Source organism: Mitsuokella jalaludinii (assembly GCF_928722185.1).
In the GTDB taxonomy this organism is placed as follows: domain Bacteria; phylum Bacillota; class Negativicutes; order Selenomonadales; family Selenomonadaceae; genus Mitsuokella; species Mitsuokella jalaludinii.
Genome location: NZ_CAKMXA010000001.1, coordinates 1 through 14,871, shown reverse-complemented (window position 1 = coordinate 14,871; position 14,871 = coordinate 1). Strand labels below are relative to the sequence as shown.

9 protein-coding genes and 2 CRISPR repeat arrays are annotated in these 14,871 nt (G+C 57.2%); of the genes, 3 read left to right on the top strand and 6 right to left on the bottom strand.

Going from position 1 to position 14,871, the window contains the following annotated elements; translation table 11 throughout:
• Positions 1-8: 8 nt before the first annotated feature.
• The 6 genes from gatC to ylqF all read right to left on the bottom strand — a co-directional run bounded on the left by gatC (position 9) and on the right by ylqF (position 6,723).
• Positions 9-299, bottom strand: coding sequence for an Asp-tRNA(Asn)/Glu-tRNA(Gln) amidotransferase subunit GatC (gene gatC / locus QDI87_RS00045; protein WP_036378431.1), 291 nt, complete (start codon positions 297-299; stop codon positions 9-11).
• 109 nt (positions 300-408) lie between these two features.
• On the bottom strand, positions 409-2,826 hold the full coding sequence (priA, locus tag QDI87_RS00040; protein ID WP_278741870.1) for a primosomal protein N': 2,418 nt from the start codon (positions 2,824-2,826) through the stop codon (positions 409-411).
• Positions 2,827-2,947: 121 nt separating this feature from the next.
• On the bottom strand, positions 2,948-4,480 hold the full coding sequence (locus QDI87_RS00035) for a YifB family Mg chelatase-like AAA ATPase (protein WP_278741868.1): 1,533 nt from the start codon (positions 4,478-4,480) through the stop codon (positions 2,948-2,950).
• Positions 4,481-4,557: 77 nt separating this feature from the next.
• Positions 4,558-4,914, bottom strand: coding sequence for a YraN family protein (locus QDI87_RS00030; protein WP_278741866.1), 357 nt, complete (start codon positions 4,912-4,914; stop codon positions 4,558-4,560).
• A gap of 106 nt (positions 4,915-5,020) precedes the next feature.
• Positions 5,021-5,803 carry a ribonuclease HII gene (locus tag QDI87_RS00025; RefSeq protein ID WP_278741865.1) on the bottom strand — a complete coding sequence of 261 codons (783 nt, stop codon included), beginning with the start codon at positions 5,801-5,803 and terminating at the stop codon, positions 5,021-5,023.
• Positions 5,800-6,723, bottom strand: a complete 924-nt coding sequence (gene ylqF / locus QDI87_RS00020) for a ribosome biogenesis GTPase YlqF (protein WP_278741862.1) — start codon at positions 6,721-6,723, stop codon at positions 5,800-5,802. Before ylqF ends, QDI87_RS00025 begins: the two co-directional genes overlap by 4 nt.
• Positions 6,724-6,830: 107 nt before the next feature.
• Here ylqF and QDI87_RS00015 point away from each other — a divergent pair, with 107 nt between their 5' ends.
• The 3 genes from QDI87_RS00015 to QDI87_RS00005 all read left to right on the top strand — a co-directional run bounded on the left by QDI87_RS00015 (position 6,831) and on the right by QDI87_RS00005 (position 12,403).
• A complete protein-coding gene (locus QDI87_RS00015; protein ID WP_278741860.1) occupies positions 6,831-7,415 on the top strand; it encodes a BsuPI-related putative proteinase inhibitor in 585 nt (194 codons plus the stop codon).
• 109 nt (positions 7,416-7,524) lie between these two features.
• The gene (locus QDI87_RS00010; RefSeq protein ID WP_278741857.1) at positions 7,525-8,871 is read left to right on the top strand and encodes a hemolysin family protein; all 1,347 of its coding nucleotides are present in this window, start codon (positions 7,525-7,527) and stop codon (positions 8,869-8,871) included.
• A 126-nt stretch (positions 8,872-8,997) separates the two neighbouring features.
• Positions 8,998-10,977: a CRISPR direct-repeat array (repeat unit 33 nt; unit sequence ATTTCAATCCACGCTCCTCATGCGAGGAGCGAC).
• Between the two features lie 133 nt (positions 10,978-11,110).
• A complete protein-coding gene (locus QDI87_RS00005) occupies positions 11,111-12,403 on the top strand; it encodes an ISL3 family transposase (RefSeq protein WP_072003553.1) in 1,293 nt (430 codons plus the stop codon).
• A gap of 66 nt (positions 12,404-12,469) precedes the next feature.
• Positions 12,470-14,853: a CRISPR direct-repeat array (repeat unit 33 nt; unit sequence ATTTCAATCCACGCTCCTCATGCGAGGAGCGAC).
• Positions 14,854-14,871: the final 18 nt, after the last annotated feature.

Sequence of the window (14,871 nt, the reverse complement as noted above, 5' to 3'; positions counted from 1 at the left end):
TCCCTCCGTCAGTCCTCAAGTACCTTCGGCACCTTGAAATAGCCGTCTTCCTGCAGCGGCGCATTCGCGAGCGCTTCCTCGCGCGGCAGCGACGGCTTGACGACATCCTCGCGGAAGACGTTCTGCATCGGCAGCGCGTACGTCGTCGGCTTGACATTGTCCGTATCGACTTTGGAAAGATTGTCCATGTACGTCAGGATCGAGTCCATCTGCTGGATGTAGGTCTCAGCCTTGCCCTCCGGCACCGAGAGGCGGGAGAGGACCGCGACGTTCTCCAGGTCTTCTTTCGTTACTTTCATATTTTCACCATCCAAATCAAATTGCATGTTCATGCTCGTGCTGAAAAACACCTTTTTATTATAGCACATTCTGGGGCAGCAAAAAAGAGAACCGCCTGCGTAGGGCGGCTCAAAACATCGTGATGGGGTCGATGTCGATGGCGACATCGGCGCGCAGGTGGAGCCCCTGCTCCTTGAGGAAGTCGTGCACGGCTGAAATATCGGCCGTCTTGATGAGCACGACGAAGCGGTAGACGCCGCGGAAGCAGGCGATGAGTGCGGGCGCAGGGCCGATGACCTGATGGCCCTCTTGTCCGGCAAAGGCGAGCTCGAACGCCTTGACGAGCGCGGTGGCATTCGCCCTCGCCTTCTCCTCCGACGCGTCCTGGTAGAGCAGCTTGACGAGGCGGCTGTATGGCGGGTAGAAGAGTTCCTGACGGAGGGCAATCTCCTTGTGAAAGAAGCCCTCGTAGTCCTGCCGGATGCCGCAGGTCACGGCGTAGTGCGTGGGATTGTAGGTCTGAATGACGACCTGGCCGCGCGTCTCGTGACGCCCGGCGCGCCCCGCCGTCTGCGTGATCAGCATGAAGCAGCGCTCTGCCGCGCGGAAATCCGGCATGTTGAGGCTTGAGTCGGCACTGATGATACCGACGGCCGTGACATTTGGGATATCGTGCCCCTTGGCGACCATCTGTGTGCCGAGCAGGATGTCGTACTCGCCGCGCCGGAAACTCTCGAGGATCTCCTGATGGGCGAATTTCGTCGTCGTCGTATCGCGGTCCATGCGGATGACGCGCGCGGACGGCACGAGCTGCCGCAGTTCCTGCTCGAGCTTCTCCGTGCCCGAGCCGAAGTACTTGATGTAGCGGCTGCCGCACTTCGGACAGACATCGGGCACTGGCTCCTGCACATCGCAGTGATGGCACTTGAGCTGACCGCTGCGGTGGTAGACGAGCGGCAGGCCGCAGTGGCGGCAGCGGATGACCTCGCCACACGAGCGGCACATGACAAACGTCGAGAAGCCGCGCCGGTTGAGCATGATGATGACCTGCTGGTGCTGCGCGATGGTGTGCTCGATGAGCTCCTGCAGCGAGCGCGAGATGATGTGGCGGTTGCCCATGCGCAGCTCCTCGCGCATGTCGACGCAATGGATGATGGGCAGCGGGATGTCGCCGATGCGCCGCGGCATGACGAGCAGCGTGAGCTCCCCCTGTGCCGCGCGGAAGTACGACTCGAGCGACGGTGTCGCACTGCCCAGGAGCAGCACGGCCCCGTGGACGCGCGCAATCTTCTCGGCGACGACGCGCGCGTGATAGCGCGGCGACTCGTCCTGCTTGTAGCTCATGTCTTGTTCCTCGTCGAGGATGACGAGGCCGATGTCATCGGTCGGCGTGAAGAGCGCCGAGCGCGCACCGATGATGATGCCCGCCTCATTGCGGCGCACGCGCAGGATGGCGTCGTTGCGCTCCGCGAGGCTCAGGCGGCTGTGCATGACGACGAGATCATCGGGAAAGTACGCCTTGAAGGCCATGACGACCTGTCCCGTCAGCGCGATTTCCGGCACAAGCACGATGACGCGGCGGCCGGCCGCGCGCACGCGCTCGGCGAGCTCGATGTAGACCTGTGTCTTACCGCTGCCCGTGACGCCCTTCAGCAGGAAGCCCTGGTAGCGCGCCGCATCGATGGCCGGATAGACACGTGCGACGACCTGGCGCTGGTCATCCGTCAGCTCAATCGCGCTGCGCGTCGCCTTGGCGTCGCGGTAGCTGTCGCGCAACACGCGGCGGCGGCGGATGGCGGCGAGACCAGCTGCCTCCAGATTGTGGACAGTCGCCAGACTGACGTGCTGCGCCTTCAGCGACGCGAGCGGAATCTCCGGCGTCTGCTGCAAGAGGTTCAAAAGATGCACCTGCGCCTTCTTGCGCCGATAGTCTTCCAGGAGCTGCGGCGTGACCTCACCGCAGAGCGCGACGAATTTCTCGTACTGGGCCGCGTCACGCTTCTGCGCCTCGTAGACCTTGCGGACGATGTGGTACTTCTGCATCTTCTCGAGAAAGTCAGCCACATCCGCTTGCCACTCCGGCAGCGCCTTGGCAATCGCTGCCTTCTTCTGCGGCCCCTCGCGGCGCAAATAGTCGTAGATAGCGCGGCAGCCCGGCATCGCGAGCAGCATGTGGTCCTGCTGGCTCTCGTCCGCTTCGTAAAGCACCGTGATGCGCAGGCCGCTCTTTCCCGGCATGAAGAGCCGCATGATCTCAGCCAGCGAGCAGAGATAGAACTCCGAGAGCCAGCGCGCGATCTCGATCATCTGCGGCGAGAACCAGCACTCCTCATCGACGGCGGCGATGATGTCCTTGAGCTTGATCTTCTCCGGCGCTTCTGCGAGCTCATGCGTCTCGACGACAAAGCCCTCGACCTTGCGGCTGCCGAACGGCACGAATACGCGCCAGCCCGCCTTGATTTGCTGGAGCTCCTGCGGCACGCGGTACGTATAGGCCCGCGCAATGCTCTTGACGGGGATATTCACAAAAACATCGGCTGTCTTCATCCGTCTCTTTTCTTCCTTTCTGGATCCTGTCTTCTGGATTGTGTCTGAATCGTGATGCCTTCCATTATATCCTGTCGCCTGCCATCTGGTCAAAGGAGCTGCTTCGCTATCGCTCTGCCGTTCACTCCACCGAAAGGCCGATGTCGCTGCGCAGCTGGACGGCCTCGGCGATGTGCTTGGCTGCAATCTTCTCCGGTGCCCCGTCGAGGTCCGCGATCGTGCGCGCGACCTTGATGATCCTGTCGTAAGAGCGGGCCGATAAGTTCATGCGGCGGAAGGCCAGCTCTAAAAGCGACTGTGCCTCGTCCGTGAGCGGACACACACGCTGCAGGATGGTGTGGTTCATCTGGGCATTGCAGAAGCGGCCAAACGGATGCAGGCGCGCGAGCTGGCGCTGCCTTGCCTGCTCCACGCGGCCTCGTATCGTCTCAGACGACTCAGCGCGCCGCTTCGAGGTCAGTTCCTGATAGGCGACGCGCGGCACGCGGATGTGGATGTCGATGCGGTCGAGCAGCGGCCCTGATATCTTGCGCGTGTAGCGGCGGATCTCGCTCGGCGTGCACTCACACGTCCGGCCGCCCGACTCATCGCCGTAGTAGCCGCACGGACAGGGATTCATCGCGCAGATCAGGATCATGCTCGACGGGAACGTCAGCGTCGCGTGGACGCGTGAGATCGTCACCGCCCTGTCCTCCAACGGCTGGCGCAGTACCTCGAGCGTCGCCTTGGAAAATTCCGGCAGCTCGTCGAGGAACAAGACACCGTGATGCGCGAGCGTGACCTCGCCGGGACGCGGCACACTGCCGCCGCCGATCATCGCGACCATCGACGTCGTGTGGTGCGGGCTGCGGAACGGGCGCTCCTGCACAAGGCCGCCGCCCTGCGGCAAAAGACCCGCGATGCTGTAGATTTTCGTGACCTCGAGCGCCTCCTCGCGCGAGAGGCGCGGCAGGATGGAACTCAAACGGCGTGCGAGCATCGTCTTGCCGGAGCCCGGCACGCCGATCATCAGCAGGTTGTGACCGCCCGCCGCCGCAATCTCGAGCGCCCTTTTTGCCTGGAACTGCCCCTGCACATCAGCGAAGTCATCGCAGAGTACAGGCCGCTCCTCTGCCTCCGACGGCACAGCCGGTGCAAGCGCTTCCTGCCCATTGAGGAACTGCACGACCTCATTGAGCCGGTCGAGCACATAGACCGTGATGCCCTCGACGAGCAGCGCCTCGTTGGCATTGCCGCGCGCAACAAAGACGGACGTCAGCCCCTTCTCTCGCGCGGCGATAACCATGGGCAAGATGCCGTGCACTGCGCGGCACTCCCCTTCCAAGGAGAGCTCTGCTGCAAAGAACGACGTCTTGATTGAGTCCTGCGGCACAACGCCGTACGCTGCGAGGAGGCCGATGGCGATTGGCAGGTCGAGGCCGGGACTGTCCTTGCGGATGCCGGCCGGCGCGAGATTTATCGTGACCTTCTCCTGACGCAGCTGAATGCCGGAGTTGCGGATGGCCGTGCGCACGCGCTCCTTCGACTCACGCACCGCCGTGTCTGGCAGCCCAACGATATCAAAGGCAGGCAGTCCCGCCGCCGAATCGACTTCCACGGCGATGATGAGCCCGTCGACGCCCATCGTCGTGCCGCCAAATGATCTTGCAAACAATCGCAATCCCCCCAATCTCTACGACTCGCCTGCCGTTCCGCTTTTCCGCTCGAGAAGGCAGGCAGCCTGCAAAACGCTCACGTCTCAAACGCGCCGGGCAGGTGATGGATTTCCCAGCGCTCCCCTGCGACGCAGACCTCAATGACATCAAAACGACAGAGACAACCGTCGAGATGTCTCTGCCGCAAGAACCAGCGCGCAGACTGGATGATTTTCTGTTGTTTCCGGTAATCGACAGCGGCTGCTGGCCGACCGAAGCGCCTCGTGCGCCGCGTCTTGACTTCAATAAAGGCCAATGTCTCCCCACAGGCCGCCACGATGTCAATCTCACCGCGCGGCGTGCGAAAATTGCGCGCAAGAATCTCGTAGCCAGCCTCCTTGAGAAAGACGGCCGCGGCCTCTTCGCCCTGACGGCCAAGTTTCGTCGTGTCCATGATTCTCTCCACATTCCCTATAATTTTCAAACGATTCGTATAGTTTTATTATAGGGGCTGAGCGAGAAAGAGTCAAGCATCCTGCAAAGCAGTCCGATACCTGCAGTCAGATTCCGTCGAAGTCGTAGGAGAGCGAACGTACTGGCTCGAAGGAGCGGCGGTGAATCGGGCACGGACCGTACTTCTTGAGCGCCTCGATGTGCTGCGCCGTGCCGTAGCCCTTGTGCTGCGCGAAGCCGTACTCCGGATAGACCTTGTCGTACTCGTCCATGAGGCGGTCACGCGTGACCTTGGCGATGATTGAGGCCGCCGCTATCGAAGCGGACTTCGCGTCGCCCTTGATGATGGACTCTGAGGGCATCGGCAGCCTGTCGAGCGGCACGGCATCGATGAGGACTTCCTGCGGCTCCGGCCGCAGCGAGAAGATAGCCTCGTACATGCCGTTGATCGTCGCCTGGTAGATGTTGACGCGATCGATTGTCTGCGCGTCAATGAGCGCCGTGCCGACGGCGATAGCCTTCTCCTGGATCTCATCGAAGAGCTCCTCGCGGACCTTGGCCGAGATCTTCTTCGAGTCATTGAGCTTCGGCAAGCAGAGGTCGTGCGGCAGGATGACGGCCGCCACCGAGACAGGACCGGCGAGCGGACCGCGGCCCGCCTCGTCGACGCCCGCCACGATCTCGTGGCCGCGCGCCCAAGCCGAATGCTCGTAGGCGTAGAGCTTCAGCAATCGTTCGTGCTCCGCCTGTGCCTTCTCGTAGCGGCGCACGAGGCGGGCCGCAGCCTTGCGCGTATCCGCGCGGCAGGCGGCGAGGAATTCCTCGCTGACCGCGCCAGCGGAAAAGGCCGCCTCGAGTTCCTTTATCGTGCAGTCTGCGACGGCCTTCATTCCTTATCCCCCCGCTTCTCATCAGCAGCTTCCGTCGAGGCAGACTGGGGGACCTCATCGAGCGTGACGAGACCGAGCTTGCCGCTGCGGAACTCTGTCAGGACGATGTTCTGCGCCTTCTCGAGGTCGATGACGCCGCCCTTGACGAGGCAGCCGCGCCTGCGGCCGATGGCCTCTAAAAGCTCGATGCCATCTTCCGGCATATCCTCCTTGAACTTGAAGCGCTCCTGCAGGCGCTCCGGATAATCGCGGCGCATGACAGAGAGCAGGAGCGCCGTGACCTGCTCGCGGTCGTAGATATCGTCGTTGATGGCACCCGTGAACGCAAGCTTCAGTCCGACCGTCTGATCTTCGAACTTCGGCCAGAGGATGCCCGGCGTGTCGAGCAGGTCGAGCGCAGCGCCGATCTTGATCCACTGCTTCGCGCGCGTGACACCCGGCTTATCGGCTGCCTTCGCCTTGACCGCGCCGGCCAGGCGGTTGATGAGGGACGACTTGCCGACGTTCGGGATGCCGAGGATCATGCAGCGCGCCGCGCGCGGCCGACCGCCGTTCTTGACGAAGCGGTCCGTCTTCGGTCGCGCGAGTTCCTCCGCCTTCGCGACAAGCTGCTTCATGCCGCGTCCCTTGACCGAGTCAATGGCGACAGCCGGGATGCCCTGCGCACGGAAATACGCGAGCCAGCGCTTCGTGCTCGCCGAATCCGCGAGGTCCGACTTGTTGAGCGCGATAAGGCGCGGCTTCTCCTTGATGATCTCCGCCAGCATCGGGTTGGCGCTGCTCGCCGGGATGCGCGCATCGAGCAGCTCGATGACGACATCGACGAGCTTCAGATTCTCCTCGATCAACCGCTGCGCCTTTTTCATATGGCCAGGGAACCACTGGATTCCCGGCAGGTCATTTCTTGTTTCTTTATCCATGTGTTTCGATTCCTCCGAACAAAAAATCTCATATCCATTATAGCATATCATGGTACAATAGAACTAATGATACCAGATTTAAAACGACAGAATCAGGAGTGATCATCATGAAGAAATATACCCTCATCCCCGCGCTCGCCCTTGCAGTCGGCGCCATCTCCTTTTCCTCCATACCGGTGGCTTCGGCATCCTTTGGCACAGGCATCGGCGTCTCGTTCCCGACCTCGGGCTCGCACAGCAGCGAGATTGTGCCGTCATATGCCGCCTTCAGCTTCGATAAGATTGTCGAGGAGCTGACGGTCGAGGAAAAGCACGGCCGCCTCGTCATGGAGCTCAAAGTCACGAATGACGGTGACAGCGACTATTCCATCGCGCATCGCGACGGCCAGGTCTACGACTTCGCCATCCTCGACAAGAACGGCAAGACACTCTACAAGTGGTCGGACGGCATGGCCTTCACGCAAGCCGTGACGAGCTCCACCGTCGCCGCCCACAAGAGTGAAGTCTACACAGCAGAGCTCGACCGCAAGGCTTACCGCAAGATCAAGGACGACGGTGTGCTCGTCACGGCCTGGCTCGTCGATACGCCTTACAAGATCACGACGCGCATGCCGACAAAAGTCGGCAGCTCCACGCCTGTGACGCTGCACGGTGGCATCATCATCGGCAATGGCCCTTGGTATGATGACTGAGTCTTCTGCTCCTGCTCCGCCAGATGTGACAAAGCACCATAGTTATGCTATATTATAAAGAACACAGTTTACACTATATTTCATGCAGATAAAAGGATGTGTATCATTTTTGGACAATACTGACGCGGGCCTACTGCTCGTCTTACTCTTGTTACTGCTGTTTGCCAATGCCTTCTTCTCCCTGATTGAGACGGCGCTGACGGAAAGCCACCGCGGCCGCCTCGAGAAGCTCGCTGAAGATGGCAACCGCGACGCAGAGGCGGCACTCGGTTTGCTCGAGAACGCAGAAGCGCCGCTTTCCCTCGTCCAGGTCGGCATCACGCTGACGGGTATCCTAATGGGAATCTGTACGGGTGCGTTCATTGCGCCGTACCTCGCCACCTTCATCTCGTTCCTGCCGCATGCCACGCTCATCGCGATGATTCTGAGCATCGTCGTCGTGACGTACATCGCCCTGCTCTTCAGCGAATTCCTGCCGAAGAAGAAAGCCGCACAGAATCCTGAGCGCATACTCATGAAGTATCACCGCATCGTCGCAAGACTCACGCATCTCGCACGGCCGTTCATCCGCTTCCTGTCCAGCTCCGCGAGCGGCGTCCTGCTGCTGCTCGGCATCAACCCGAACATCGAGGACACCGTTACAGAGGACGAGGTCAAGGACCTCATCGAACAAGGCACAGAAGACGGCACCTTCGAGAAGTCCGAGCAGGCCATGGTCGACCGCATCTTCCACATGAGCGACCAGACGGCCTACTCCCTGATGACGCCGCGCACGCAGATGCTCTGGCTCGATCTGACAGATTCCCTGCGCCACAACCTGCGCATCATCCGCGAGCATCCGCAGAATGTCTTCCCCGTTGGCCGCGAGAACCTCGACGATTTCTGCGGCGTACTCTACGCCAAGGACCTCTTGAATGCCTCGCTCGAGCGCAAATCGCTTGACCTCGCGCAGTACATCCGCAAGCCCATGTTCGTGCCGCGCTCGATGGAGACCTTCCGCGTCCTCGCGAAATTCCGCGACACGGGCATCCACGAAGCCATGGTCCTCGACGAATACGGCGGCGTCATCGGCTTCATCACCATGAACGACATCCTGCAGGAGATCATTGGCGACTCCATGTCAAATGTCGAGCCCGACCCCATCCAGTTCACGCCGCGCGATGAGCACTCATGGTACGTCGACGGCCTCTGCTCCATCGATGACTTCAAAGAGCGCTTCGACATCGCCGAACTTCCCGACGAAGACCACGACCACTACCAGACGATGGGCGGCTTTTTGACCTCCTACTTCGGCTACATCCCGAAAGTCGCCGAAAAATGCGAGTGGAACGGCTTCACCTTTGAAGTCGTCGACATGGACCGCGCCCGCATCGACAAGATCCTCGTGACGCGCGAAGAACAACCGACCGCCGATGAAAAAGACACATCAGCAAAGGCAGACGGCAACAAAAAATAAACCGTAAATCCAATCAACTTTAAAATAACGCATAAAAAGGCTGCGGCCAGGATGCAACATCATCCCGGCTGCAGCCTTTTTCAATGCTCTTAAGACTCAGTCCATCGCCTGCCAATAGGCCTGCAGATTTCAATCCACGCTCCTCATGCGAGGAGCGACCATCCCATTTGCTGACCTTCATGTCGCTCCACTCTTCATTTCAATCCACGCTCCTCATGCGAGGAGCGACGATTTATAGCCGATCATTTCGGCAATCCTGCTAAATTTCAATCCACGCTCCTCATGCGAGGAGCGACAAGGTGTCGAGCGCACCCGCCCACGAATTTCATTTCAATCCACGCTCCTCATGCGAGGAGCGACTAGACCTTCTTGATCTTGTGATCGGCGAGCCAATTTCAATCCACGCTCCTCATGCGAGGAGCGACGCAAAGGCCAGAAGGTTGACGGGCGGCAGATCAAATTTCAATCCACGCTCCTCATGCGAGGAGCGACCAAGGCAGCAATGTATCTTTACGACCGTCTTGTAATTTCAATCCACGCTCCTCATGCGAGGAGCGACCTGCCGTGCCAGCAGAATCAATGCGATGAGGAGGGGATTTCAATCCACGCTCCTCATGCGAGGAGCGACCAGACTTGCGCGACAATCGTGCAACATTGCCGTATTTCAATCCACGCTCCTCATGCGAGGAGCGACGAGAGTTCGCAAAGAGCGCGCGGGAAGCGTAAAATTTCAATCCACGCTCCTCATGCGAGGAGCGACGGCGATGCAAGCAGAACGTCTTGTCCCGACAATATTTCAATCCACGCTCCTCATGCGAGGAGCGACGAGGGCGCGAAAATCTGGGAAAAGCACCTGATTATTTCAATCCACGCTCCTCATGCGAGGAGCGACTGCCACGGCGCGGGCGCGTCCCGTCATCAAAGTCATTTCAATCCACGCTCCTCATGCGAGGAGCGACGATTTTCATAATAATCACCTCACTTAATCCGCAGAATTTCAATCCACGCTCCTCATGCGAGGAGCGACATCTTTGGCTTTCCCGCCTCGGCCGCCGGGCGCATATTTCAATCCACGCTCCTCATGCGAGGAGCGACGGCTGCCTGCTCTAAAAGCTCACCTCGATGTGCAAATTTCAATCCACGCTCCTCATGCGAGGAGCGACGCGGGCGTCGTCGCCGTCTGCTGAGGTGCTGCATTATTTCAATCCACGCTCCTCATGCGAGGAGCGACACGAGTTCGACATGGCGTTTGCCAAGCTCGAGATTTCAATCCACGCTCCTCATGCGAGGAACGACCAGCGCCTGCTTACGCAGTCGCAGGTTGCTCGCAAATTTCAATCCACGCTCCTCATGCGAGGAGCGACCGGGGAATCCCCGACGACGTGCAGCGTTGCCATACGATTTCAATCCACGCTCCTCATGCGAGGAGCGACTATCCCGTCAAGCTCGTCCGGCCGTGCGATCGAGCATTTCAATCCACGCTCCTCATGCGAGGAGCGACCCTTGTTGTTTTCGAGGTTGTCGTCAGCCGTGTCATTTCAATCCACGCTCCTCATGCGAGGAGCGACCTTTGCTCCTAAGCTCATCATTCGTCGAGCCCTTAATTTCAATCCACGCTCCTCATGCGAGGAGCGACCTATGGCGATGCATTCCGCCAGTACGTGCAAGAATTTCAATCCACGCTCCTCATGCGAGGAGCGACTGGTAGGTAAGCTGGAAGATGGGCTTATCCCCTAGATTTCAATCCACGCTCCTCATGCGAGGAGCGACGTGACGATGACGGTCGGTGACTCTGTCCACGGATTTATTTCAATCCACGCTCCTCATGCGAGGAGCGACTGCAAGTCCCATCGAGCAGACTTAGGTTTACATAATTTCAATCCACGCTCCTCATGCGAGGAGCGACAAGGGTGGGACATTATCACCGTATGCTGAGTGGATTTCAATCCACGCTCCTCATGCGAGGAGCGACCGGGAAGCTACAACTTGAGAGCAAAGATGATATATTTCAATCCACGCTCCTCATGCGAGGAGCGACGCGATGAGAAGCAGCTTGTTGTCGTAGTCATTCGTATTTCAATCCACGCTCCTCATGCGAGGAGCGACGTAGGGAAGATGTAGGGCACTCCATCAGAATGTGTGGGGAACTAACTCTTCCCATCCCTTATGACCATTGAAAAAGCATACATTTTCCTGTACGATATTTTCGGCTAAAAAACACATCGTACGGGGGAAATGTATGCTCACCAAAAAGATACTCAAATCAATCCTAAATGTCAAGCATACCGCTATAGATGACATGAAAATTTTGCCAGATGGAACAATTGTCATCAAGGCACATCCTACCAAAGACGAACAATGCCGTTGCGGCATATGTGGCAGAAAATCTGTCCACTATGACAATGGCCGCGGTGGCACCCGTTCTTGGCGGGCTTGCGACTGGAATACCCACAAAGTCTATATTGTAGCAGATATACATCGTGTCATGTGCCCCAAACATGGGGTCGTTACGGCATCTGTTCCTTGGGCAAGGCATAAGTCCCGTTTTACAAAGGAATTTGAGGAGCTGGCCACTTGGCTCTCCTTGTCCTGCACGAAAACCGCTGTTGCCTCTTTGCTCAGGATTTCTTGGAATACCATCGGCTCTATCATTAGCAGGATGCGGGCTGAACTTGATGCAAATCCAGCCGCACACTTCGTGGGACTTGTCCGCATAGGCGTTGACGAAACCAGCTACAAGAAGGGACACAAGTACATAACGGTGGTCATCAATCATGACACAGGTAAGGTTATCTGGGCTCATGAAGGACATGGCAAGACCATTTTCACCAAGTTCTTCAAGCTGCTGAGCAAAGAACAACTGGCCAATATACAGCTTGTATCTGGTGATGGTGCCAAATGGATTCAGGCATGCATCAACGATTTTTGTCCGGTAGCCAAGCGATGCATTGACCCGTTCCACGTTGTACAGTGGGCTACTGAAGCCCTTGACGAGGTGCGTCGTTTAGCATGGCGTGATGCCTTGAGGAATCCAGCAGATAAGACTCCGAAGAAACGCGGTCGTCCCAAGAAAGATACCACAGCCAAAGACTTGAAAGGCTCTCGGTTTGCTCTGGGAAAGGCTCCGGAGCATCTCACCAAGAAACAGCAAGCTCAGCTTGAATTCATTGCCAAGGCTGACAAGCGGCTGTATCGTGCCTATCTGCTAAAAGAGAAACTCCGTCTTGTTTTCCAGTGCGAGAATGTCGCTATCGCCAAGAAAGAACTGGACGGATGGATTAAATGGGCTCAGCACTGTCGCATCAATGTGTTTGTCGAGCTCCAACGGAAAATACGCCGTCACTACGATGCCATACTGGCAACAATGGAGCATCATCTGTCCAACGCCGTACTGGAGGCGACCAATCGGAAAATCAAGCTATCCGTTTACATGGCCTACGGATTTCGTAATATAGACAACATGATTGATATGATTATGCTCCGCTGCTCCGACATTGATGTAAGGTTACCATGGGATTATGAAGCTACTTAGCAGGCTGGGAATTTCTCCACACAAACTGATGATGCCTCAGATGTAGAGCAATGGCGTTCTTCAAATATTTCAATCCACGCTCCTCATGCGAGGAGCGACATGATATCGACGCGATCGGCGCGGACGTCATCGAATTTCAATCCACGCTCCTCATGCGAGGAGCGACGTCAGTGGTCACGCTTCGACGAGTGGAGCGACATATTTCAATCCACGCTCCTCATGCGAGGAGCGACGGTCGCGTTGTGCGTTTGGAAGTAGTAGAGTGCATTTCAATCCACGCTCCTCATGCGAGGAGCGACCCGGGCGCCTTTCGCCAAATGGCAACAGAGGGTATTTCAATCCACGCTCCTCATGCGAGGAGCGACCGCCGCAGTATATACACCGCATTTCTATAGCGCGATTTCAATCCACGCTCCTCATGCGAGGAGCGACTCACATGATTTCTTTAGAAGCTCTATTTTTTCAAATTTCAATCCACGCTCCTCATGCGAGGAGCGACGCCGGCACCTCGTCTCCTTCCCAGAGGGACGCCTTATTTCAATCCACGCTCCTCATGCGAGGAGCGACAGAAGCAGGATCATGATTTTTTTCAAGATGCCACGATTTCAATCCACGCTCCTCATGCGAGGAGCGACGAAAGTACGAGGCTGTAGAGGCCGGATTCGTTGATATTTCAATCCACGCTCCTCATGCGAGGAGCGACTTGTACGCATTGTTCGCCGCTTCCTGATTCTTGTTATTTCAATCCACGCTCCTCATGCGAGGAGCGACTGTAGTAGTCATGCATGAGCTTGACGGCCATGTCATTTCAATCCACGCTCCTCATGCGAGGAGCGACCACAGCCGCCTATGAGGGAGACACGGACGCACAAATTTCAATCCACGCTCCTCATGCGAGGAGCGACGCCGCACGTGCCCAGATACTATCCGCCGCGAACGGATTTCAATCCACGCTCCTCATGCGAGGAGCGACCATCGCCCAAATTGCAAAACCTTGTCCTTCAACGATTTCAATCCACGCTCCTCATGCGAGGAGCGACTGGACAGACGATGCCACACCACAGAGGACATCTGATTTCAATCCACGCTCCTCATGCGAGGAGCGACACATTGTTTTCCCCTTGGGCGATACTCCAGCGTTATTTCAATCCACGCTCCTCATGCGAGGAGCGACTTAACTCAACGATTGCCTGTGCAAACTCACTAGATTTCAATCCACGCTCCTCATGCGAGGAGCGACCCTGATGACAACATAATATGACAACGTATCTCATTATTTCAATCCACGCTCCTCATGCGAGGAGCGACAAACATTCCTTTGTTCCTCCATCGACAATCAATAGATTTCAATCCACGCTCCTCATGCGAGGAGCGACGTTACTCATCATCCATCCACGGGATTTATTGAGATTTCAATCCACGCTCCTCATGCGAGGAGCGACGCGGATCGAGAAGACAAAGCGCAAGTAAGCGCAATTTCAATCCACGCTCCTCATGCGAGGAGCGACAAGACGACGCCGCGGTGGCAGACCATACCCTCTTTATTTCAATCCACGCTCCTCATGCGAGGAGCGACGTCAAGAGCTGGAAGGTGCGCCACTCCTGGGACCATTTCAATCCACGCTCCTCATGCGAGGAGCGACCCAGGCGGGCGAATGCGGCGAGGTCCTTTTTGTTGAATTTCAATCCACGCTCCTCATGCGAGGAGCGACTTGCCCTTCGTCTTGCGGTGCTTCGGATTGCCAAAATTTCAATCCACGCTCCTCATGCGAGGAGCGACGAGGCGTGATCTCGCTCAAGACGGCCGACAGGATATTTCAATCCACGCTCCTCATGCGAGGAGCGACGAAAAACGCAGAGGATTCCATGCAACAAGCAATGATTTCAATCCACGCTCCTCATGCGAGGAGCGACAATTATATGCTTCAAATTCGTTCACAATCACACATTTCAATCCACGCTCCTCATGCGAGGAGCGACTTTACAAAATGATAAATAATGATAATATCAAATGATTTCAATCCACGCTCCTCATGCGAGGAGCGACATCTCCCCCTGACTCCTGCCCTTCAATGGCAGCATTTCAATCCACGCTCCTCATGCGAGGAGCGACTATACCATTCTTCCTCTAGTGCATTTCGCTAAAATTTCAATCCACGCTCCTCATGCGAGGAGCGACTTCAGATGGCGTCAATTCCACCGATTCGTCAGCAGATTTCAATCCACGCTCCTCATGCGAGGAGCGACCTCAAGTTGTCATTTACCATTTATGGATACCATCATTTCAATCCACGCTCCTCATGCGAGGAGCGACTTCAGCTCTTTAAGATGTTGATTCATCTCTTCAAATTTCAATCCACGCTCCTCATGCGAGGAGCGACGCGATGGATAAGGCTTCAGGCGCACTTACTGTAATGATTTCAATCCACGCTCCTCATGCGAGGAGCGACGTAAACAGTTTGTAGACG